This is a genomic window from Nocardia sputi (genome assembly GCF_023501985.1).
Window position 1 is genome coordinate 193135 of record NZ_JAMFLC010000019.1, and the last position, 16782, is coordinate 209916.

The window sequence follows — 16782 nt, forward strand, 5'->3', positions numbered from 1 at the left end:
GGCGGCCCGGAGCTGGGATTCCACGCTCTCAGCGCCTGCCGGGCAGCGCCGTCTCCAGCAGGGCGAACGAGTGGCCGGGAACGGTTGTGGCGGAAGGGCCGATCGTCGGGGATTCCCAGGACAGCAGCGGGATGCCCGCGATCGGGACGGCCACCGGGTCCTCGCCGAGGTTGCACACCAGGGCCAGCGTGCCCCGGTGCACGACGATCCACCGCGCCGCCTCGTCGTAGTCCACCGAAACGTGGGTCAGCCATGGGTCGCTGAGCTCCGCCCGGTCGCGACGCAGTGCCAGCAGGGCGCGATAGCACGACAGCAGCCGCGCGTGTTCCGGCTCGTCCGGTTCGGTCCAGTCGAGCTTGGAGCGCAGGAACGTCTTCACGTCCTGCGGGTCGGGCACCTCGCCCTCGGACCAGCCGTGGGCGGCGAACTCCTTCTTGCGCCCGGATGCGGTGGCGGCGGCGACCTCCGGGTCGGTGTGCGAGGTGAAGAACTGGAACGGCGTGTGCGCGCCCCACTCCTCCCCCATGAACAGCATCGGCGTGAACGGCCCGCACAGCACGAGGGCTGCTTTGACCGCCAGCTGGCCGTCGGTCAGGTAGGCGCTGGGCCGGTCGCCGAGCGCGCGGTTGCCGATCTGGTCGTGGTCACAGGTGTAGGCCAGCAGCGCGCTACCGGGGATGAGACCGCGATCGATCGCTCGGCCGTGCGTGCGGCCACGGAAGCTGGAATACGTTGCGGCGTGGAAGAACCCGTGCTTCAACGTCCGCGCCAGGCAGCGCAGCGAACCGAAATCGGCGTAATAGCCCTGCCGCTCGCCGGAGACGGCGGTGTGCACGGCGTGGTGCAGGTCGTCGTTCCACTGGGCGGTCAGGCCGTACCCACCGGCCGCGCGCGGGGTGATCAGCTTCGGATCGTTGAGATCGCTTTCCGCGATCAGCGTCAGCGGCCTGCGCACGTGGGTGGCGAGACGCTCGGTCTCGACGGCGAGTTCGGCCAGCAGGTGCGTGGCCGTGCGGTCGACGAGGGCGTGCACCGCGTCCAGGCGCAGCGCGTCGACGTGGAACTCGCGCAACCATCGCAAGGCGTTGTCGAGGATGTACCTGCGCACGTGATCGGACTGCGGACCGTCGAGGTTGAGGCTCCGCCCCCAGGTGTTGCGACCCTCGGTCAGGTACGGCGCGAAACGTGGCAGGTAGTTGCCGGACGGGCCGAGATGGTTGTAGACGACGTCCAGGCACACCGCCAGACCACGGATATGGCAGGCGTTCACGAACCGTTGCAGGCCGTCGGGCCCGCCGTAGCTTTCCTGCACCGCGTACCAGAGCACGCCGTCGTAGCCCCAGTTGTGCGTGCCGTCGAAGGCGTTCACCGGCATGACCTCGACCACGGTGACGCCCAGCGCGACGAGATGGTCGAGCCGCTCGATCGCGGCGTAGAAGGTGCCCTCCGGGGTGAAGGTTCCGATGTGCAGTTCGTAGTAGACTGCCCCGGCCTGCGGACGGCCGGTCCACCCCGCGTCGGCCCACGCCGCCGGATCGAGGGTGTGCAGCGCCGAGCGGGCGTGCACCCCGTCGGGCTGGCGCGGCGAGCGGGGATCGGGCAGCACTGTCGGGTCGTCGTCGAGCAGGAACCCGTATCTGGCCCCCGTCGCGGCCGGTACGTCGGTGCGCCACCACCCGTCCGGCGACCGCGTCATCGAGTGGACGACACCCTCCAGATCCAGTCGCACCGCCTCGGGCCGCGGTGCCCACACCTCGAACACACTCACCGAGCCAGCATCGCACGGGCGCGCCCGGCCCGCCGGATAGCGACACCTGCCTCGGAGACAACGGCCTGCGCGCTCCCGGCTTCGCGACCAACTGCCCGCAGTCCCTTCATTCGTCCGCGCGACCACTGTGACCGGATCAAGGGCCGAGGCCGACCGGCTGTGGCCGTGGGGTCCTGGCCGGAACGGGCGATCCCTGCCAAAGTGGAGGCGTGGGTGTCTACGCCGAGCACGTCCTACCGCGCATCGTCAACGTGGCCTGCGGGATGCGGGTCAACGACCCGCTGCGCGAGCGGGTGTGCGCCGGGCTGCACGGACGGGTCGTGGAACTCGGTTTCGGCTCGGGACGGAATGTGCCGTTCTACCCGGCGGCGGTCGCGGCAGTGAGCGCGGTCGAGCCCGCCGATCTCGGCTGGCGACTGGCTGGCGAACGAGTCGCCGCGGCCACCGTGCCCATCGAGCGGGCCGGGCTGGACGGACAGGCGCTGCCCTTCGCCGACAGCACCTTCGACTGCGCCCTGTCGACGTGGACCATGTGCACCATCCCCGACATCGCCGCCGCGCTCGCCGAGGTGCGCCGGGTGCTCGTTCCCGGCGGAACCCTGCACTTCGTCGAACACGGGCTGGCGCCGGACGACAAGGTGCGGGTGTGGCAGAACCGGCTGAATCCGGTCCAGAAACGACTGTTCGGCGGCTGCCACCTCAACCGCAATATTCGCGCCCTGGTGACAACCGCCGGTTTCGAGATCCGCGAGGCCGAGTCGTTCTACGGGGAGGACGCCCCCCGCTTCCTGGTCGCCCAGACGCTCGGGGTCGCGGTCTCGCCCTGACGGGATCAGATGATGCGCACCGACAGGGTGTAGGTGGCGTTGCCGCGGCTCGGCGCCACCGAGATGGCGTAGTAGCCGGTGCGCGGCAGAGCGATCCGGCTCCAGGTCTCCTCGAGGCACAGGACGCTTCCGCCCGGGGCGGTGGTGGTGAACCGCGCGTTGCCCTCGACCGAGGTGAGCTCGGTGATCAGCGTCTGCCCGGCCCGCGCCTCGAACGCGAAGGTGTCGGCGTCGCCGCGGACCACCGCGCCGTCGACCGACGCGCGATCGCTGCCCGGCGCGAACTTTATCTCGTAGACCGAGCCCGCGTTCGCCGCGCCCGCACCGATCGCCGCGACGGCCGACGACGCCGCGAGCACGGTCACGCCGACTACGAGCAGACGCAGACTGCGGAGTATGGCTTGCATGATGTTCCTCGTTCTTCTCGAGTGGACGACCTTGTCCCAGAACTGTCGGCGAACCCGCCTGTCGAATGCTTAACAGCCGCTTGGAGATCGACAGAAGCGCAGGCAGCGTTCGCATCCGACACTTATTGGAATGATCTGTTCAAAACTGTGCTAGCCTGAATCCGTGGCACGACCCAGATTGTTCGACGAGGACCGCGCGGTGGACGCGGCGATGCGCGCGTTCTGGCGCGCCGGATACGAGGCGACCTCCACCGAGGACCTCTGCGCCGCGACCGGACTGGGCCGCAGCAGCATCTACAACACCTTCACCAGCAAGCGCGACCTGTTCGGGCGCGCCCTGCGGCACTACATGGCGACCAAGAACGCCGCGACGTTCGACCTGCTCGACAGCCGGACGGAGGTGCGGGCCAAGATCCGCGCACTGCTGTGGCAGATCGTCGAGGCCCCGGACGAGGACCCGCGCGGCTGCCTCGTGGTCAACTCGACGATCGAACTGGCCCCGCGCGACCCCGAACTGGCCGCCGTCCTCGCCGCCGACCACGAGCGACGGCTCGCGGTGCTGACGGACGTGTTCGAAGCGGGCAGGCGCGCGGGCGAGATCGCACCGGACAAGAATCCGTCCGCCCTGGCCCACTTCGTGATCGCCACCATCGGCGGCATGCGGGTGGCCGCACGCGGCGGCGCGGATCGCGAGACGCTGGCCGCCATCGCGACCACCGCGCTCGACGCGCTCTGAGTCGCCCAAGCCTGTTTCCATCCGACGGCGAATATGCCGCGCCCTCATTTTGGATAGTTCAGTACAAAACAAGGAGGTACCGGTGCCCGTGGCGATCTATGTCCTGGGTCTTTCGATCTTCGCCCAAGGCACCTCGGAGCTGATGCTCGCGGGCCTGCTCACCGAAATGGCCGGGGACCTGGGCGTATCCGTGCCGCGCGCGGGCCTGCTCATCTCGGCGTTCGCGCTGGGCATGCTGGTGGGCGCGCCGGTGCTGGCGGTTTCGACGCTGCGCTGGTCGCGGCGCACCGCGCTGCTCGCCTTCCTCGCGGTGTTCGTCGGCACCCATGTGATCGGCGCGCTGACCTCGGACTACTGGGTCCTGTTCGCGACCAGGGTGGTCGGCGCGTTCGTCTACGCCGGATTCTGGGCGATGGCCGCGACCACGGCGATCAGCCTGGTGCCGCCCACCGCACGGGGCAAGGCGATGAGCATCGTCGCGGGCGGGCTGACCTTGGCCATGATCATCGGACTCCCTGCGGGCACCGTGATCGGACAGCATTTGGGCTGGCGTGCGGCGTTCTGGGCCGTCGCACTGCTGTCGGCCGCCGCGATGATCGGCGTGCTGGCGAAGATCCCCGGCGGACGCCCCGCCACGCCGCCACGGCTGCGCACCGAACTGCGCACGATGCTGCGCCCCGAACTCTGGCTGTCCTACGCCACCACCGCGCTGGCCATCGCCGCCCTGATGGTCACCTTCGCCTACCTCGGCGCCTTGCTGTCGGACGCGACCGGCATGGCCGAGGGCTGGATTCCGGTGGTGCTCGGTATCTACGGCCTCGGCGCCTTCCTCGGCATCGCGATCGGTGGGCGCACCGCCGACACCCATCCGCTGACCAGCCTGTACGTCGGCATCACCGGAGGCGTGCTCACCTCGGCACTGCTCGCCCTTACGGCGGAATACACCGCTCCCGTCGTCGTGCTGTCATTCCTGTTGGGCGCCTTCGGTTTCGGCATCAACCCGACCTTGAACAGCCGCGTCTTCACCCTCGCGGGCGACGCGCCCACCCTGGCGGGAGCCACGAACATCTCCTCGTTCAACGTCGGCATCACCGCAGGCCCCTGGCTCGGCGGCCTGGCCATCGGCGCGGGCCTCGGTTACGACGCGGTCGCCTGGATCGGCGTGGTTCTCGGCATCGCCGCGCTAGGTGTCGTCGCGTGCAGCCACGCCCTGCACCGCAAGCAGGCGATACGAGCGTCGACCGCCGCACCTGCCCCGGCACTGGCCAACGTGGCTGGGTAACTCTTCGCACAGTGGCAGCGGCCCTCACCCGACGATGCGCGGATCGGGTGCAGGGCCGCTGTTGTGGGAAACCCGTCGCTCAGCCGGCCAGGCAGCCGGGGCCGAGGAGGGCCTTGAGGTCGCCCATCAGGGCGGAGGACGGTGAGACTCGCAGGCGGTCGTCGAGTTTCAGCAGCGTGGTCTTGTCCCGGGCGCCGACATGCCGGATATGGACATCCGACGTGCCGGGGTGCCTGGACAAGACCCGCTTGAGTTCGCCGATCTTGTCCGGTGTGCACATCCGGGTGGTGACGGTGACCGCGAGCGGCTTGGCTACGCCGACGGCGGACAGGTCGGGGACGGCCAGATCGTTGGCGATCAACGAGATCCGGTCGTCGCGGACCGAGACGCGCGCCTTGATCAGCACCACGGCGTCCTCGACCACGTCCATCCCGTACACCGAGTACGCCTGCGGGAAGAACAGCACCTCGATGCCACCGGTGAGGTCTTCCAGCTGCGCCGAAGCCCAGGCCAGGCCGTTCTTGTTGATACGCCGGTTCACCGACGCCAGGATGCCGCCGACGGTCACCTGGGTGCCGTCTTTGATGTCGCCTTCGAGGATGGCGGGGATCTGCGTGTCGGCTTGGGCCGCGAGCACGTGCTCGACGCCGTTGAGCGGGTGCCCGGAGACGTACAGGCCGAGCATCTCCCGCTCCAGCGCGAGGCGGTGCTTGGACTCCCACTCCTCGTCGGGCACCTTCACGTTGAAAACCGAAGTCACCGACTCGTCCGCGTCCAAGCCGCCGAACAGGTCGAATTGACCGATCGCCTCGGCCTTCTTGGTGGCCATCACGGCATCGATGGCGTCGGAGTGGATCAGCATCAGGCCCTTGCGCGGATGACCGAGGGAGTCGAAACCGCCTGCCTTGATGAGTGATTCGGTGACCTTCTTGCTCGCGGCGATCGCGTCGATCTTGTTCAGGTAGTCGGAGAAATCGGTGAACTTCGATTTCTCCTTGCGCGCCTGGATGATCGAGGCGACGACGTTCGCGCCGACATTGCGCACCGCGCCGAGACCGAAGCGGATGTCCTTGCCTACGGAGGCGAAGTTCTGCTCGGACTCGTTGACGTCCGGCGGCAGCACGGTGATGCCGAGACGGCGGCAGTCGGAGAGGTAGACCGCGGCCTTGTCCTTGTCGTCGCCCACGGAGGTGAGCAGGCCCGCCATGTATTCGGCCGGGTAGTTGGCCTTGAGGTAGGCGGTCCAGAACGAGACGAGGCCGTAGCCCGCGGCGTGCGACTTGTTGAACGCGTAGCCGGCGAACGGAAGGATGGTGTCCCACAGCGCCTTCACCGCGGCCTCGGAGAAGCCGTTGGCGGTCATGCCCTCGTGGAAGCCCTTGTACTCGGCCTCGAGCACCTCGAGCTTCTTCTTACCCATGGCCTTGCGCAGCGCGTCGGCCTTACCCATCGAGTAGGAGGCGACCTTCTGCGCGATGAACATGATCTGCTCTTGGTAGACGATCAAGCCGTAGGTCTCGGCGAGGATGTCCTCGAGCGGCTCCTCCAGCTCCGGGTGGATCGGCTTGATCGGCTGCCGCCCGTTCTTGCGGTCGGCGTAGTCGTTGTGCGCGTTCATGCCCATCGGGCCGGGCCGGTACAGCGCGAGCACGGCGACGATGTCGTTGAAGCCGGTGGGCTGCATGCGGCGCAGCAGATCGCGCATGGGGCCGCCGTCGAGCTGGAACACGCCGAGCGTGTCACCGCGCGAGAGCAATTCGTAGGTCGCGGGATCGTCCAGCGGCAGGTTGTCCATGTCCAGGTCGATGCCGCGGTTGGCCTTGATGTTGTCCAGCGCGTCACCGATCACGGTGAGGTTGCGCAGGCCGAGGAAGTCCATCTTCAGCAGGCCGATGGCCTCGCAGGACGGGTAGTCCCAGCCGGTGATGATCGCCCCGTCCTGGGGCCGCTTCCACACGGGGATGGCGTCCATCAACGGCTCGGAGGACATGATCACCGCGCAGGCGTGCACACCGGCGTTGCGGATCAGGCCCTCGAGGCCGCGTGCGGTCTCGTAGATCTTGGCCACGTCCGGGTTGTTGCCGATGAGCTCACGAACCTCGGCGGCCTCCTTGTACCGCTCGTGGTCGGGGTCCATGATGCCCGACAGCGGGATGTCCTTGGCCATGATCGGCGGCGGGAGCGCCTTGGAGATCTGGTCGGCGATGGCGAAGCCGGGCTGGCCGAACTGGACGCGCGCGGAGTCCTTGATCGCGGCCTTGGTTTTGATGGTGCCGAAGGTGATCACCTGGGCGACCCGGTCGGTGCCCCACTTCTCGGTGGCGTAGCGGACCATCTCACCGCGGCGGCGATCGTCGAAGTCGATATCGATATCGGGCGCAGAGGGGCGCTCCGGGTTGAGGAACCGCTCGAACAGCAGGCCGTGCGGCAGCGGGTCGATGTTGGTGATGCCCAGCGCGTAGGCCACCAGCGAACCGGCCGCGGAACCACGGCCGGGGCCGACCCGGATGCCGACCTCCCGCGCGTGCTTGACGAGGTCGCCGACGACGAGGAAGTAGGCGGGGAAGCCCTTCTGCTTGATGACGTCGAGCTCGAAGTAGGCGCGGGTGTAGTACTCCTCGGGCACGCCGCCGGGGAACCGGCGGGCCAAACCGCGGTCGACCTCTTTGCGCAGCCAGGAGTCCTGATCCTCGCCCTCGGGCACCGGGAAGACCGGCATGCGGTCCTTGAAGGCCCACACGTCGTCGTAGGACTGCACCCGCTCGCCGATCAGCACGGTGTTGTCGCACGCGCCGGGCACCTCGGCGTCCCAGAGCGCCCGCATCTCCTCGGCGGACTTCAGGTAGTAGCCGTCACCGTCGAACTTGAACCGGGTGGGGTCCGACAGCGTCTTGCCGGTCTGCACGCACAGCAGCGCCTCGTGGTTGGCGGACTGATCCTTGGTGACGTAGTGGCAGTCGTTGGTGGCCAGCGCCGGAATGCCCAGCTGCTTGCCGACGTTCAGCAAGCCCTCGCGGACCCGGCGCTCGATGGACAGGCCGTGGTCCATGACCTCGAGGAAGAAGTTCTCCTTGCCGAAGATCTCCTGCCACTTGGCGGCGGCCTCCAGCGCCTCCCGCTCGTGACCGAGGCGCAGGCGGGTCTGCACCTCGCCGGAGGGGCAGCCGGTCGTCGCGATGATGCCCTCGGCGTACTGGGCGATGATCTCCGCGTCCATGCGCGCCCACTTGCCGAGCTGGCCTTCGATGGAGGCCAGCGAGGAGAGCTTGAACAGGTTGCGCAGGCCGGTCGCGTTCTCGGCGACCATGGTCATGTGCGTGTAGGCGCCCGAGCCGGAGACGTCGTCGCCCTTCTGGCCGGGATCGCCCCACTGGACGCGCTTGGTGTCGAACCGGGAGCCGGGCGCGATATAGGCCTCGATGCCGATGATCGGCTTGATGTCGTGCTTCTTGGCCGAGTTGTAGAACTCGGAGGCGCCGTACATGTTGCCGTGGTCGGTCATCCCGACCGCGTTCATCCCCAGCCGTTTCGCCTCGGTGAACAGTGGCGAGATCTTGGCGGCACCGTCGAGCATGGAGTACTCGGTGTGGTTGTGCAGATGGACGAACGATCCGGACGAGGCGGCCAAGACGGTCCTTCCTCCCAAGGTCTCGACGGGGGTTGGCTGGACCGATTCTAGGCGTGCGCACCGACTGGTCTTGACCGGCACGCGGGTGCGGATCGGACATCGGCGTGTCGGCTGCTCAGGCCACCGGCGCGTCCTGGCGACTCGCCCGAGGAGCGGCCGATTTCCGCGAGTGTTGCAATCGCGCCGAATGCCGGAACACCGAACGTCGGCCGTGGCGCGGCGGTAGGCTCTGCTTCCCTCCCCCACGGCGATGTCGGACGCTTGACGGGACGGATGAGCGTGACAGACAAGAACTTTCCCGATTCGTGGAGGTGTCGATGCATTCGACGACAGCGCTGTTGATGGTTCCCGCGACGGCGGTGGCCGCCCTGGTCGCGACGGCCGCTCCGGCGGCGGCGGCCCCAGCCGCCTTCGCCACGGTGTACACCCTGGCGCAGGGGCCGTGCGTGGGTCAGGTGGAGATGTCGGTCAACGGCAACGCCTACCCCAACCAAGCGGCGTTCACCGTGGGCGCGACGCTGGTCGGCGCCGGGCCGTGCACGCTGCCGCTCACGCTGAACTGGCGCAATGTCGCGACCGGTCAGGAAGGGGCGTTCAAGGTGGTCGCGCAAGGTCCCGGCTACTGGGGCAACAGCGGCCACTCCGCCCTGTTCGTGCCGGGCATCGGCACGTTCACCGCTACCGTCGGCGTCGGCGCGGCGCACTTCCCGGCGCCCGGCACCGTGGAGTTCACGGTGCCGCAGTACCAGGGCTGAGCCAGCCGTCCCCGTCCGGCCTCTACACCGGCCGTCTCGGGCAGTCACATCGATCGCCTGGGACAGCTACACCGGCCGCCTCGGACAGTGCCATCCAGCACCGCGCCCACCGGCAACCGAGAGCACCCGGTCGGTACGGTCGTCCGGCATGGTCCCCACCCACCGGACCGCACCGTCGCCCGGGTGACGCCGCGGTCCGGTGTTTCGGGCCGGAGCTCGGTCGCAGGTCCGCCACCGTGCCGCACCCCATCCGGTCGACGCGATAATCGTCCCATGAAGTCCGTGCGCCGATGCCCGCCATGACCACCGCGCTCGCCGTCGTGGCCGTGGCGGCGCTGCTCGTCGGTGCGCTGCTGATCTGGTCGCGCACCCGCAGAGTGGTGACCACCCCTGCCGAGCGGGCGGTGCATTCGGCGCTGCACACCGCGTCGCTGGCGGCGGTCCCGCTGCGCCGCGGGCTGACCGAACGCTCAGCGCGGGAGGCCGCGCCCCACCTGCGCGCGCTCACCGGCGCGGACGCGCTCGCGCTGGCGAGCGCAGACGGCACGCTGCTCGCCTGGGACGGCCCGCACGCCGAACTGGCCGAGTACTTCACCGAAGCCGCGGAGCGCGCCGTCGCGGGCGAGCGGCCGGTGCTCGTGGCCGGGCCCGGCCGCGGCGAACACGCGGGGCGCACGCTGATCGCGCAACCATTGTTGATCGACTCGACCGGCGTGGTCGGGGTGCTCGGCGTCGTGAGCACCGGGCAGCCGGGGCCGGGCCGGCTCGGTGCGGTCGCCGAGGTGGCGCGCTATGCCTGCGGCCAGCTCGAATTGGCCGAGCTGGACGCGTCACGGGCCCGGTTGGACCGAGCGGAAGTGCGTGCGCTGCGAGCGCAGATCAGCCCACACTTCATCTACAACGCCCTGAACACCATCGCCTCGTTCGTCCGCACCGACCCGGCGCGGGCCCGCGAACTGATCCTCGAGTTCGCCGACTTCACCCGCTATTCCTTCCGCGCGGCGGGCGAATTCACGGTGCTGTCGGACGAACTGCGCAACATCGAGCGATACCTCGCGCTGGAACGGGCCCGCTTCGGCGACGCGCTGCAGGTCCGGCTGCGGATCGCGCCCGAGGTGCTCGGCGTGGTCCTGCCTTTCCTCGCGCTCCAGCCGCTGGTGGAGAACGCTGTGCGGCACGGCCTGGCGGGCACCGCGCGCGGCGGCACCGTCAGCATCGTCGCCACCGACGCGGGCACCGACTGCGTGATCAGCGTCGAGGACGACGGCGTAGGCATGGACCCGGACCTGCTGCGCTCGGGCGCGCTGGACGCCGTCGACGCCGGAACGGGCCCGGCGGGCTCCGGCGAGTCAGCCCACGTCGGTCTGGCCAACGTCGACGACCGGTTGCGCGCCGCCTTCGGCGACGACTACGGCCTGGTCGTGGAAACCGCGCCAGGGGCGGGCACCAAGGTCAGCCTGCGCGTCCCGAAATTCCGCGCGGGGATCCGGGCATGAGACCCGCGCGCGAAGCCCGGAACACGGCTCGTGCCTACGGCAAGCCACCCGATATTCGACCAACGCGCCCGAGGCCCGGAAGCACAGCGGGTCACGCCGACGACGCCCGGTCGGCGGCCCCGCACGGGAGCCTTACCATGGAGCGATTGTGACCCGCGTTACCGGCAAACCGGCGGGCGCGCTACGCGTGCTCGCCGTGGACGACGAGAAACCCGCTCTCGACGAGCTGGTGTATCTGCTGCGCGCGCGAACCGAGATCGGGGAGATCCACGCGGCCGGTGACGCCACCAGCGCGCTGCGGGTGCTGCGGGCCCATCCGATCGACGCGGTGTTCCTGGACATCAACATGCCGGGCCTGGACGGGATGGAGCTGGCGGGCATTCTCTCGGAATTCGCCAATTCACCCGCGGTGGTCTTCGTGACCGCGCACGACGACCGGGCGATCGCCGCGTTCGACCTGGGCGCGGTGGACTACCTGCTCAAGCCGCTGCGCGAGGCGCGGCTGGCGGAGGCGGTGCGGCGGATCGCCGCGGCGCGCAGCACGTCGCACCAGCCCGCCGCCGACGCGCGCGCCGATCCGAGCGAGGTCATTCCCGTGGAGCTGGGCGGGGTCACGACGCTGGTGCCGAGGTCGAGCGTGAGCTGGGTGGAAGCCGACGGTGACTACGCGCGGCTGCACACCAGCGACGGATCGCACCTGGTGCGAATCCCGTTGTCGGCATTGGAGGCTCGCTGGCACGACGCCGGTTTCCTGCGGGTGCACCGGTCCTACCTGGTGGCGCTGCGGCTGGTCACCGGGCTGCGCACGGTGGGTACCGGGACCGTGGTGTGCCTGCGGGCCGAGGGCGACGCGCAAGCGGTCGAACTGCCGGTCAGCCGAAGACAGGTGCGCGAACTGAAGCAGCGGCTGGTGCACCGGCCACGGCAACACTGGGGCGCCCCGTGACCGCGCCGCAGCGTCCGGGGCGCAGTCGCGTCGTGCTCTCCGAGCGCCGCGGGGCGCGGCGGGTACGCACACGGGTGGAGGTCGCCGAACAGACCGAGTTCGGCGAAGCGCTCATCGGCGGCCTCATCCGCGCGCAGCTAGGGCTCGCGCTACGCGTCGGCCTGGTGACGATCGCGCTGCTGTGCACGCTGCCCGTGCTGTTCCGCACCGGCTCGATCGGCTCGGCGACGGTGCTGGGCATCCGGTTGCCCTGGCTGCTGCTCGGCGGCGCGGTGTACCCGTTGCTGTTCCTGATCGGCTGGACGTACGTGCGCCTTGCCGAACGCAACGAGCAGGACTTCCTCGAATTGGCCGAGGACTGACGGTGCGCCGAGCTTCAACCACCTCCGCAGCGCGGACCACCGGCTTCGCCCACGCATACGTGGCGAGCGATTCGGCGGGCACGGGTACAGCCCGGCCGGCCCGCCCACTACGGCAGGCAGGGCTTCAGTCGTCCAAGCGATCCGCCACTGCCATCATCACACCCGCATCGCCCGCCACACCGACTCACCTGCCTCGCGGGATACGGCACGCAGGGCTTCAGTCGACCCGGCTAGAGGCAGCCGAGCGGAGCCGACGGCCACGGCAGCGATCCGCCTCACCCGCCGGACTGATTCACCTGCCGCGGGGCGCTTCGTGATCTCCGGCACCGCGCCCGCGCTGACCGTGGCCGCGCTGGTCCTCGCGGCGCTGGCGACTGTCGCGATCGGCGCTTACGGCGTGCGGCTCGCGCGCACCACCTCCGACTTCCTCGTCGCGTCCCGCAGCGTGGGGCCGCGCTGGAACGCGGCGGCGATCTCCGGCGAGTATCTTTCGGCCGCATCGTTTCTCGGGGTCGCCGGATTGATCGCGAAATACGGCGCGGACGCGCTGTGGTATCCGGTGGGGTTCACGGCCGGGTACCTGGCGCTGCTGCTTTTCGTCGCCGCGCCGCTGCGGCGCTCCGGCGCGTACACCGTGCCCGACTTCGCCGAATTCCGGTTGGGCTCAGTGCGTTTGCGCAGGCTCGCGGCCACCGTGGTGGTGCTGATCTGCGCGGTGTATCTCATCCCGCAGTTCCAGGGGGCGGGGCTGACCCTGCACATCCTGCTCGGGGTGCCGGACTGGGTGGGCGCGGTGGCGGTGGGCGTGATCGTGATCGCCAACGTGGTCGGCGGCGGGATGCGCTCGATCACCCTGGTTCAGGCCTTCCAGTACTGGCTGAAGCTGACCGCGGTGGCGCTCCCCGCGCTGGTCTTGCTCGGGCACTTCCTCGCCGACGAGCGGCAAGTCGGCGCGCCCGCTCCGCCGGTGGTGACCGAGCGAACGACAGTGGACGTGACCACCGACGTGGTGGTGCGGGTCAACGCTCCGCAGCAGGTCGCCATCACGGGAACCCTCGACAACCGCGCGGTCGACGGCCTGGTGCCGCTGACACCCGGAACCCATGATCTGGCGGCGGGCACGCGATTGGTGCTCGAGGCCGGAGCCACGGTGCCGGTGGTCGCGGGCGCGCCGGCAGACGGTGCGGCCTGGCTGGCGCCGGGTGGCGGGTTGGGCGGCCCGCATCCGACCTACCAGGTCTATTCGCTGATCCTCGCGACTTTCCTCGGCACCATGGGGCTGCCGCACGTGCTGGTGCGCTTCTACACCAACCCCGACGGGCGGGCCGCGCGCGCGACCGCGCTCGCGGTGATCGGCCTGGTCGGGCTCTTCTACCTGTTCCCCGTGCTGCTGGGCGTCTTCGCGCGGTTGTACGTGCCGCAACTGCTGATCACCGGGACCTCCGACGCCGCTGTGGTGCTGCTGCCCGGATCGGTGGTCGCCGGACTGCCGGGTCAGCTGCTCGCGGCGCTGGTCGCCGCGGGTGCGATCGCCGCCTTCCTGTCCACCTCCTCGGGACTGCTGGTGAGCATCGCGGGCGTGCTCAGCACCGACATGCTGCGGGGACGGATCCGTGACTTCCGCACGGCGGCGCTGGCGGCGGGCTCGGTCCCACTGGCGCTGTCACTGACCGTCGCGTCGCTGGACCTGTCCCGCACTGTCGGCCTGGCCTTCGCGGTGGCCGCCTCCACGCTGTGCCCGCTGCTGGTCCTGGGCATCTGGTGGCGCGGGCTGACCGCGGGGGGCGCGGCGGCCGGCCTGGTCGCGGGCGGGCTCGCGGCGGGCACCGCGACCGCCGTCTCGGTGACCGGCGGCTTCTCCGACGAGGTGGCGGGCGGCTGGCCCGCGGCGCTGCTCGGCTACCCGGCGGCGATCAGCGTGCCGTTGGCGTTCGCCGCCATGGTGCTGGTCAGCTCGTTCACCCGTGGGCTCGGCGCCAGGGCGGTGAGCCGGATCTTCGTGCGGATGCACGCGCCGGAGCGACTGGGCATGGGCGCGGACCGCGAGCGCAGTCTGCGCTCGGACTGACCGGCGACCTGCCCGCGGCGCCACTCGGGCCGACCGTTCGTCGCGGCGCATCGACCGCTCACCGCAGATTCGGACACCTTCACGGAGTGACCCAGACCACAGCCTACTGACGCCCCGCTGGTCTGGCTTACCGTCCTCGAGAAGTAAGCCACGTCACTTGGTAGGACGATCATGACCAGTATCCAACTCGACGACACCGCCCCGCGGCGAGCGCCGAGCGCAGCAGAATTCGCCGAAGTACAGGCGAGCCCCCAATTCCAGGAACTGCGAAGCCGATTGCGCCGCTTCGTTTTTCCGATGACCGTGTTGTTCCTGCTCTGGTACCTCGGTTTTGTCCTGCTCGGCGCCTACGCCCATGACTTCATGAGCCGCTCGGTGTTCGGCAACATCAACGTCGGATTGCTGCTGGGCCTCGGCCAGTTCGTATCCACCTTCGTCATCACGGCGCTCTACGTCCGGTTCGCCAACCGTGAACTGGATCCGCGCGCGGCGAAGATCCGCGGCTACCTCGAGGGAGACCGAGCGTGAACACCGTGCACACCTATGCCGCGGCGGCGACGGTCGGCAACCCGATCGCCAATATCGCCATCTTCGGCGTCTTCGTCGCCATCACGATGATCGTGGTGATCCGGGCCAGCCGCAACAATGCCACCGCCGCCGACTACTTCACTGGAGGACGCGGCTTCTCCGGTCCGCAGAACGGCGTCGCCATCGCCGGCGACTATCTGTCGGCCGCGAGCTTCCTCGGCATCGCGGGCGCCATCGCGGTCTACGGCTACGACGGGTTCCTCTACTCCATCGGGTTCCTGGTCGCCTGGCTGGTCGCCCTGCTGCTGGTCGCCGAGATGCTGCGCAACACCGGCAAATTCACCATGGCCGACGTGCTGAGCTTCCGATTGAAGGAAGGCCCGGTGCGCACCGCCGCCGCGCTGTCCACGCTGACGGTGTCGCTGTTCTACCTGCTCGCCCAGATGGCGGGCGCGGGCGGGCTCGTCGCGCTGCTGCTGGACATCTCCGACAAGACCGGCCAATCCGTCGTGATCGCCGTGGTCGGCGTGCTGATGATCGTGTATGTGCTGGTCGGCGGCATGAAGGGCACCACGTGGGTGCAGATCATCAAGGCGGTACTGCTGATCGCGGGCGCGGCGCTGATGACCGTCATGGTGTTCGCCAAGTTCGGTTTCAACTTCTCCGACATCCTCGGCTCCGCCCAGGACGCGGTCTCGGATTCGGCGAACAAGGCGGTCGCCGCGCGCGACGTGCTCGCTCCCGGCGCGCAGTACGGCGGCAGCGAGACCTCGAAGCTCAACTTCCTGTCCCTCGGTCTGGCACTGGTGCTGGGCACCGCGGGCCTGCCGCACGTGCTGATGCGCTTCTACACCGTGCCCACCGCCAAAGAGGCGCGGCGGTCGGTGGTCTGGGCGATCGGCTTGATCGGCGCGTTCTATCTGTTCACCCTGGTGCTCGGCTACGGTGCGGCCGCGATCGTCGGACCGGACCGCATCCTCGCGGCCGCGGGCGGCCAGAACTCGGCGGCTCCGCTGCTGGCCTTCGAACTCGGCGGCGTAGTGCTGCTCGGGGTGATCTCGGCGGTCGCCTTCGCCACCATCCTCGCGGTGGTCGCGGGCCTGACCATCACCGCGTCGGCGTCGTTCGCCCACGACATCTACGCCAGTGTCATCAAGCGCGGGAAAGCCGGTGAGCGCGAACAGGTCCGGGTCTCCCGGATCACCGCGGTGGTGATCGGCGTACTGGCCATCGCGCTGGGCATCCTGGCCAACGGACAGAACGTCGCCTTCCTGGTGGCGCTGGCGTTCGCGGTCGCGGCGTCGGCGAACCTGCCCACCATCCTCTTCTCGCTGTTCTGGCGGCGCTTCAACACCACCGGCGCGTTGTGGAGCATGTACGGCGGCCTGATCTCCACGATCGTGCTGATCGTGTTCTCCCCCGCCGTCTCCGGCAGCAAGTCCGCCATGCTTCCCGGCTCGGACTTCGACTGGTTCCCGCTGTCCAACCCGGGCATCGTCTCCATTCCCTTGGCGTTCGTGCTCGGCATCGTCGGCACCTTCGTCGGCGGCAGGTCCGAGGATCCGGCCAAGGCCGCGGAGATGGAGGTCCGCTCGCTCACCGGCGTCGGCGCCGAGAAGGCCGTGGCGCACTGATCGTTGCCCGGCACACCTCGTTCCCTTTGCTTTTTCGTTAGGAGATTCGCGTGACCAGCGCAACCACCGATGACCGCGACACCACCGCCTTCCCGCCCGACGCGGATTTCGCCGCCCAAGCGAACGCGAGCGCGGCGTTGTACGACCGGGCGCAGTCGGATCGGCTGGAGTTCTGGGCCGAGCAGGCCCGCAGGCTGCATTGGGACCAGCCATGGACACAGGTGCTGGATTGGAGTGACGCGCCGGTGGCGAAGTGGTTCGTCGGCGGCAAGCTCAACGTCGCCTACAACTGCGTGGACCGCCACGTCCTCGACGGCCACGGCGACCAGGTCGCCATCCACTGGG

Annotated in this window: 14 protein-coding genes; 11 read left to right on the forward strand and 3 right to left on the reverse strand. The window is 69.4% G+C overall.

From position 1 onward, the window contains the following. Window positions 1-28 precede the first annotated feature (28 nt). Window positions 29-1768, reverse strand: coding sequence for a malto-oligosyltrehalose trehalohydrolase (treZ, locus tag M8859_RS24880; RefSeq protein WP_249644890.1), 1740 nt, complete (start codon window positions 1766-1768; stop codon window positions 29-31). Window positions 1769-1977: 209 nt separating this feature from the next. Here treZ and M8859_RS24885 point away from each other — a divergent pair, with 209 nt between their 5' ends. Then, window positions 1978-2595 (forward strand): methyltransferase domain-containing protein, encoded by a 618-nt coding sequence (locus M8859_RS24885; protein WP_249644891.1) that lies wholly within the window; start codon window positions 1978-1980, stop codon window positions 2593-2595. Window positions 2596-2600: 5 nt separating this feature from the next. Here M8859_RS24885 and M8859_RS24890 read toward each other — a convergent pair whose 3' ends face one another. Next, on the reverse strand, window positions 2601-3002 hold the full coding sequence (locus M8859_RS24890; RefSeq protein WP_159923673.1) for a hypothetical protein: 402 nt from the start codon (window positions 3000-3002) through the stop codon (window positions 2601-2603). A gap of 163 nt (window positions 3003-3165) precedes the next feature. Between M8859_RS24890 and M8859_RS24895 the strand changes: the two genes are divergently transcribed. Together M8859_RS24895 and M8859_RS24900 are read left to right on the forward strand one after the other, a co-directional pair. Next, window positions 3166-3738 carry a TetR/AcrR family transcriptional regulator gene (locus M8859_RS24895; RefSeq protein ID WP_195071706.1) on the forward strand — a complete coding sequence of 191 codons (573 nt, stop codon included), beginning with the start codon at window positions 3166-3168 and terminating at the stop codon, window positions 3736-3738. Between the two features lie 82 nt (window positions 3739-3820). Then, window positions 3821-5020, forward strand: a complete 1200-nt coding sequence (locus M8859_RS24900) for a Cmx/CmrA family chloramphenicol efflux MFS transporter (protein WP_249644892.1) — start codon at window positions 3821-3823, stop codon at window positions 5018-5020. Window positions 5021-5099: 79 nt separating this feature from the next. Here the strand turns inward: M8859_RS24900 and dnaE are convergent, their stop codons facing one another. Next, the gene (dnaE, locus tag M8859_RS24905) at window positions 5100-8648 is read right to left on the reverse strand and encodes a DNA polymerase III subunit alpha (RefSeq protein WP_195071708.1); all 3549 of its coding nucleotides are present in this window, start codon (window positions 8646-8648) and stop codon (window positions 5100-5102) included. A gap of 317 nt (window positions 8649-8965) precedes the next feature. On the opposite strand from dnaE, the gene M8859_RS24910 reads away from it, so the two are divergent. From M8859_RS24910 to M8859_RS24945, 8 genes are all read left to right on the forward strand, one after another. Continuing rightward, the gene (locus tag M8859_RS24910) at window positions 8966-9403 is read left to right on the forward strand and encodes a hypothetical protein (protein WP_159923665.1); all 438 of its coding nucleotides are present in this window, start codon (window positions 8966-8968) and stop codon (window positions 9401-9403) included. 299 nt (window positions 9404-9702) lie between these two features. Beyond that, on the forward strand, window positions 9703-10899 hold the full coding sequence (locus M8859_RS24915; protein WP_249644898.1) for a sensor histidine kinase: 1197 nt from the start codon (window positions 9703-9705) through the stop codon (window positions 10897-10899). A 148-nt stretch (window positions 10900-11047) separates the two neighbouring features. After that, on the forward strand, window positions 11048-11845 hold the full coding sequence (locus tag M8859_RS24920) for a LytR/AlgR family response regulator transcription factor (RefSeq protein WP_159923663.1): 798 nt from the start codon (window positions 11048-11050) through the stop codon (window positions 11843-11845). Further along, the gene (locus tag M8859_RS24925) at window positions 11842-12207 is read left to right on the forward strand and encodes a hypothetical protein (RefSeq protein ID WP_159923661.1); all 366 of its coding nucleotides are present in this window, start codon (window positions 11842-11844) and stop codon (window positions 12205-12207) included. The genes M8859_RS24920 and M8859_RS24925 overlap by 4 nt, the downstream gene beginning before the upstream one ends. A 313-nt stretch (window positions 12208-12520) precedes the next feature. Then, window positions 12521-14275 carry a sodium/solute symporter gene (locus M8859_RS24930; protein WP_249644893.1) on the forward strand — a complete coding sequence of 585 codons (1755 nt, stop codon included), beginning with the start codon at window positions 12521-12523 and terminating at the stop codon, window positions 14273-14275. Between the two features lie 171 nt (window positions 14276-14446). Further along, window positions 14447-14803 carry a DUF485 domain-containing protein gene (locus tag M8859_RS24935; protein WP_159923657.1) on the forward strand — a complete coding sequence of 119 codons (357 nt, stop codon included), beginning with the start codon at window positions 14447-14449 and terminating at the stop codon, window positions 14801-14803. Then, entirely contained in the window at window positions 14800-16437 is a 1638-nt protein-coding gene (locus M8859_RS24940; protein WP_195071709.1) for a monocarboxylic acid transporter, read from the forward strand. Before M8859_RS24935 ends, M8859_RS24940 begins: the two co-directional genes overlap by 4 nt. Window positions 16438-16487: 50 nt before the next feature. Further along, a partial coding sequence (locus M8859_RS24945; protein WP_308221229.1) for an acetyl-coenzyme A synthetase N-terminal domain-containing protein occupies window positions 16488-16782 on the forward strand: 295 nt, incomplete at its 3' end.

Excerpts from the sequence above, each read along its gene's own strand:
- M8859_RS24890 (WP_159923673.1), bottom strand. The coding sequence starts at position 3,002 with ATGCAAGCCATACTCCGCAGTCTGCGTCTGCTCGTAGTCGGCGTGACC.
- M8859_RS24910 (WP_159923665.1), top strand. The coding sequence starts at position 8,966 with ATGCATTCGACGACAGCGCTGTTGATGGTTCCCGCGACGGCGGTGGCC.
- M8859_RS24915 (WP_249644898.1), top strand. The coding sequence starts at position 9,703 with ATGACCACCGCGCTCGCCGTCGTGGCCGTGGCGGCGCTGCTCGTCGGT.
- M8859_RS24935 (WP_159923657.1), top strand. The coding sequence starts at position 14,447 with ATGACCAGTATCCAACTCGACGACACCGCCCCGCGGCGAGCGCCGAGC.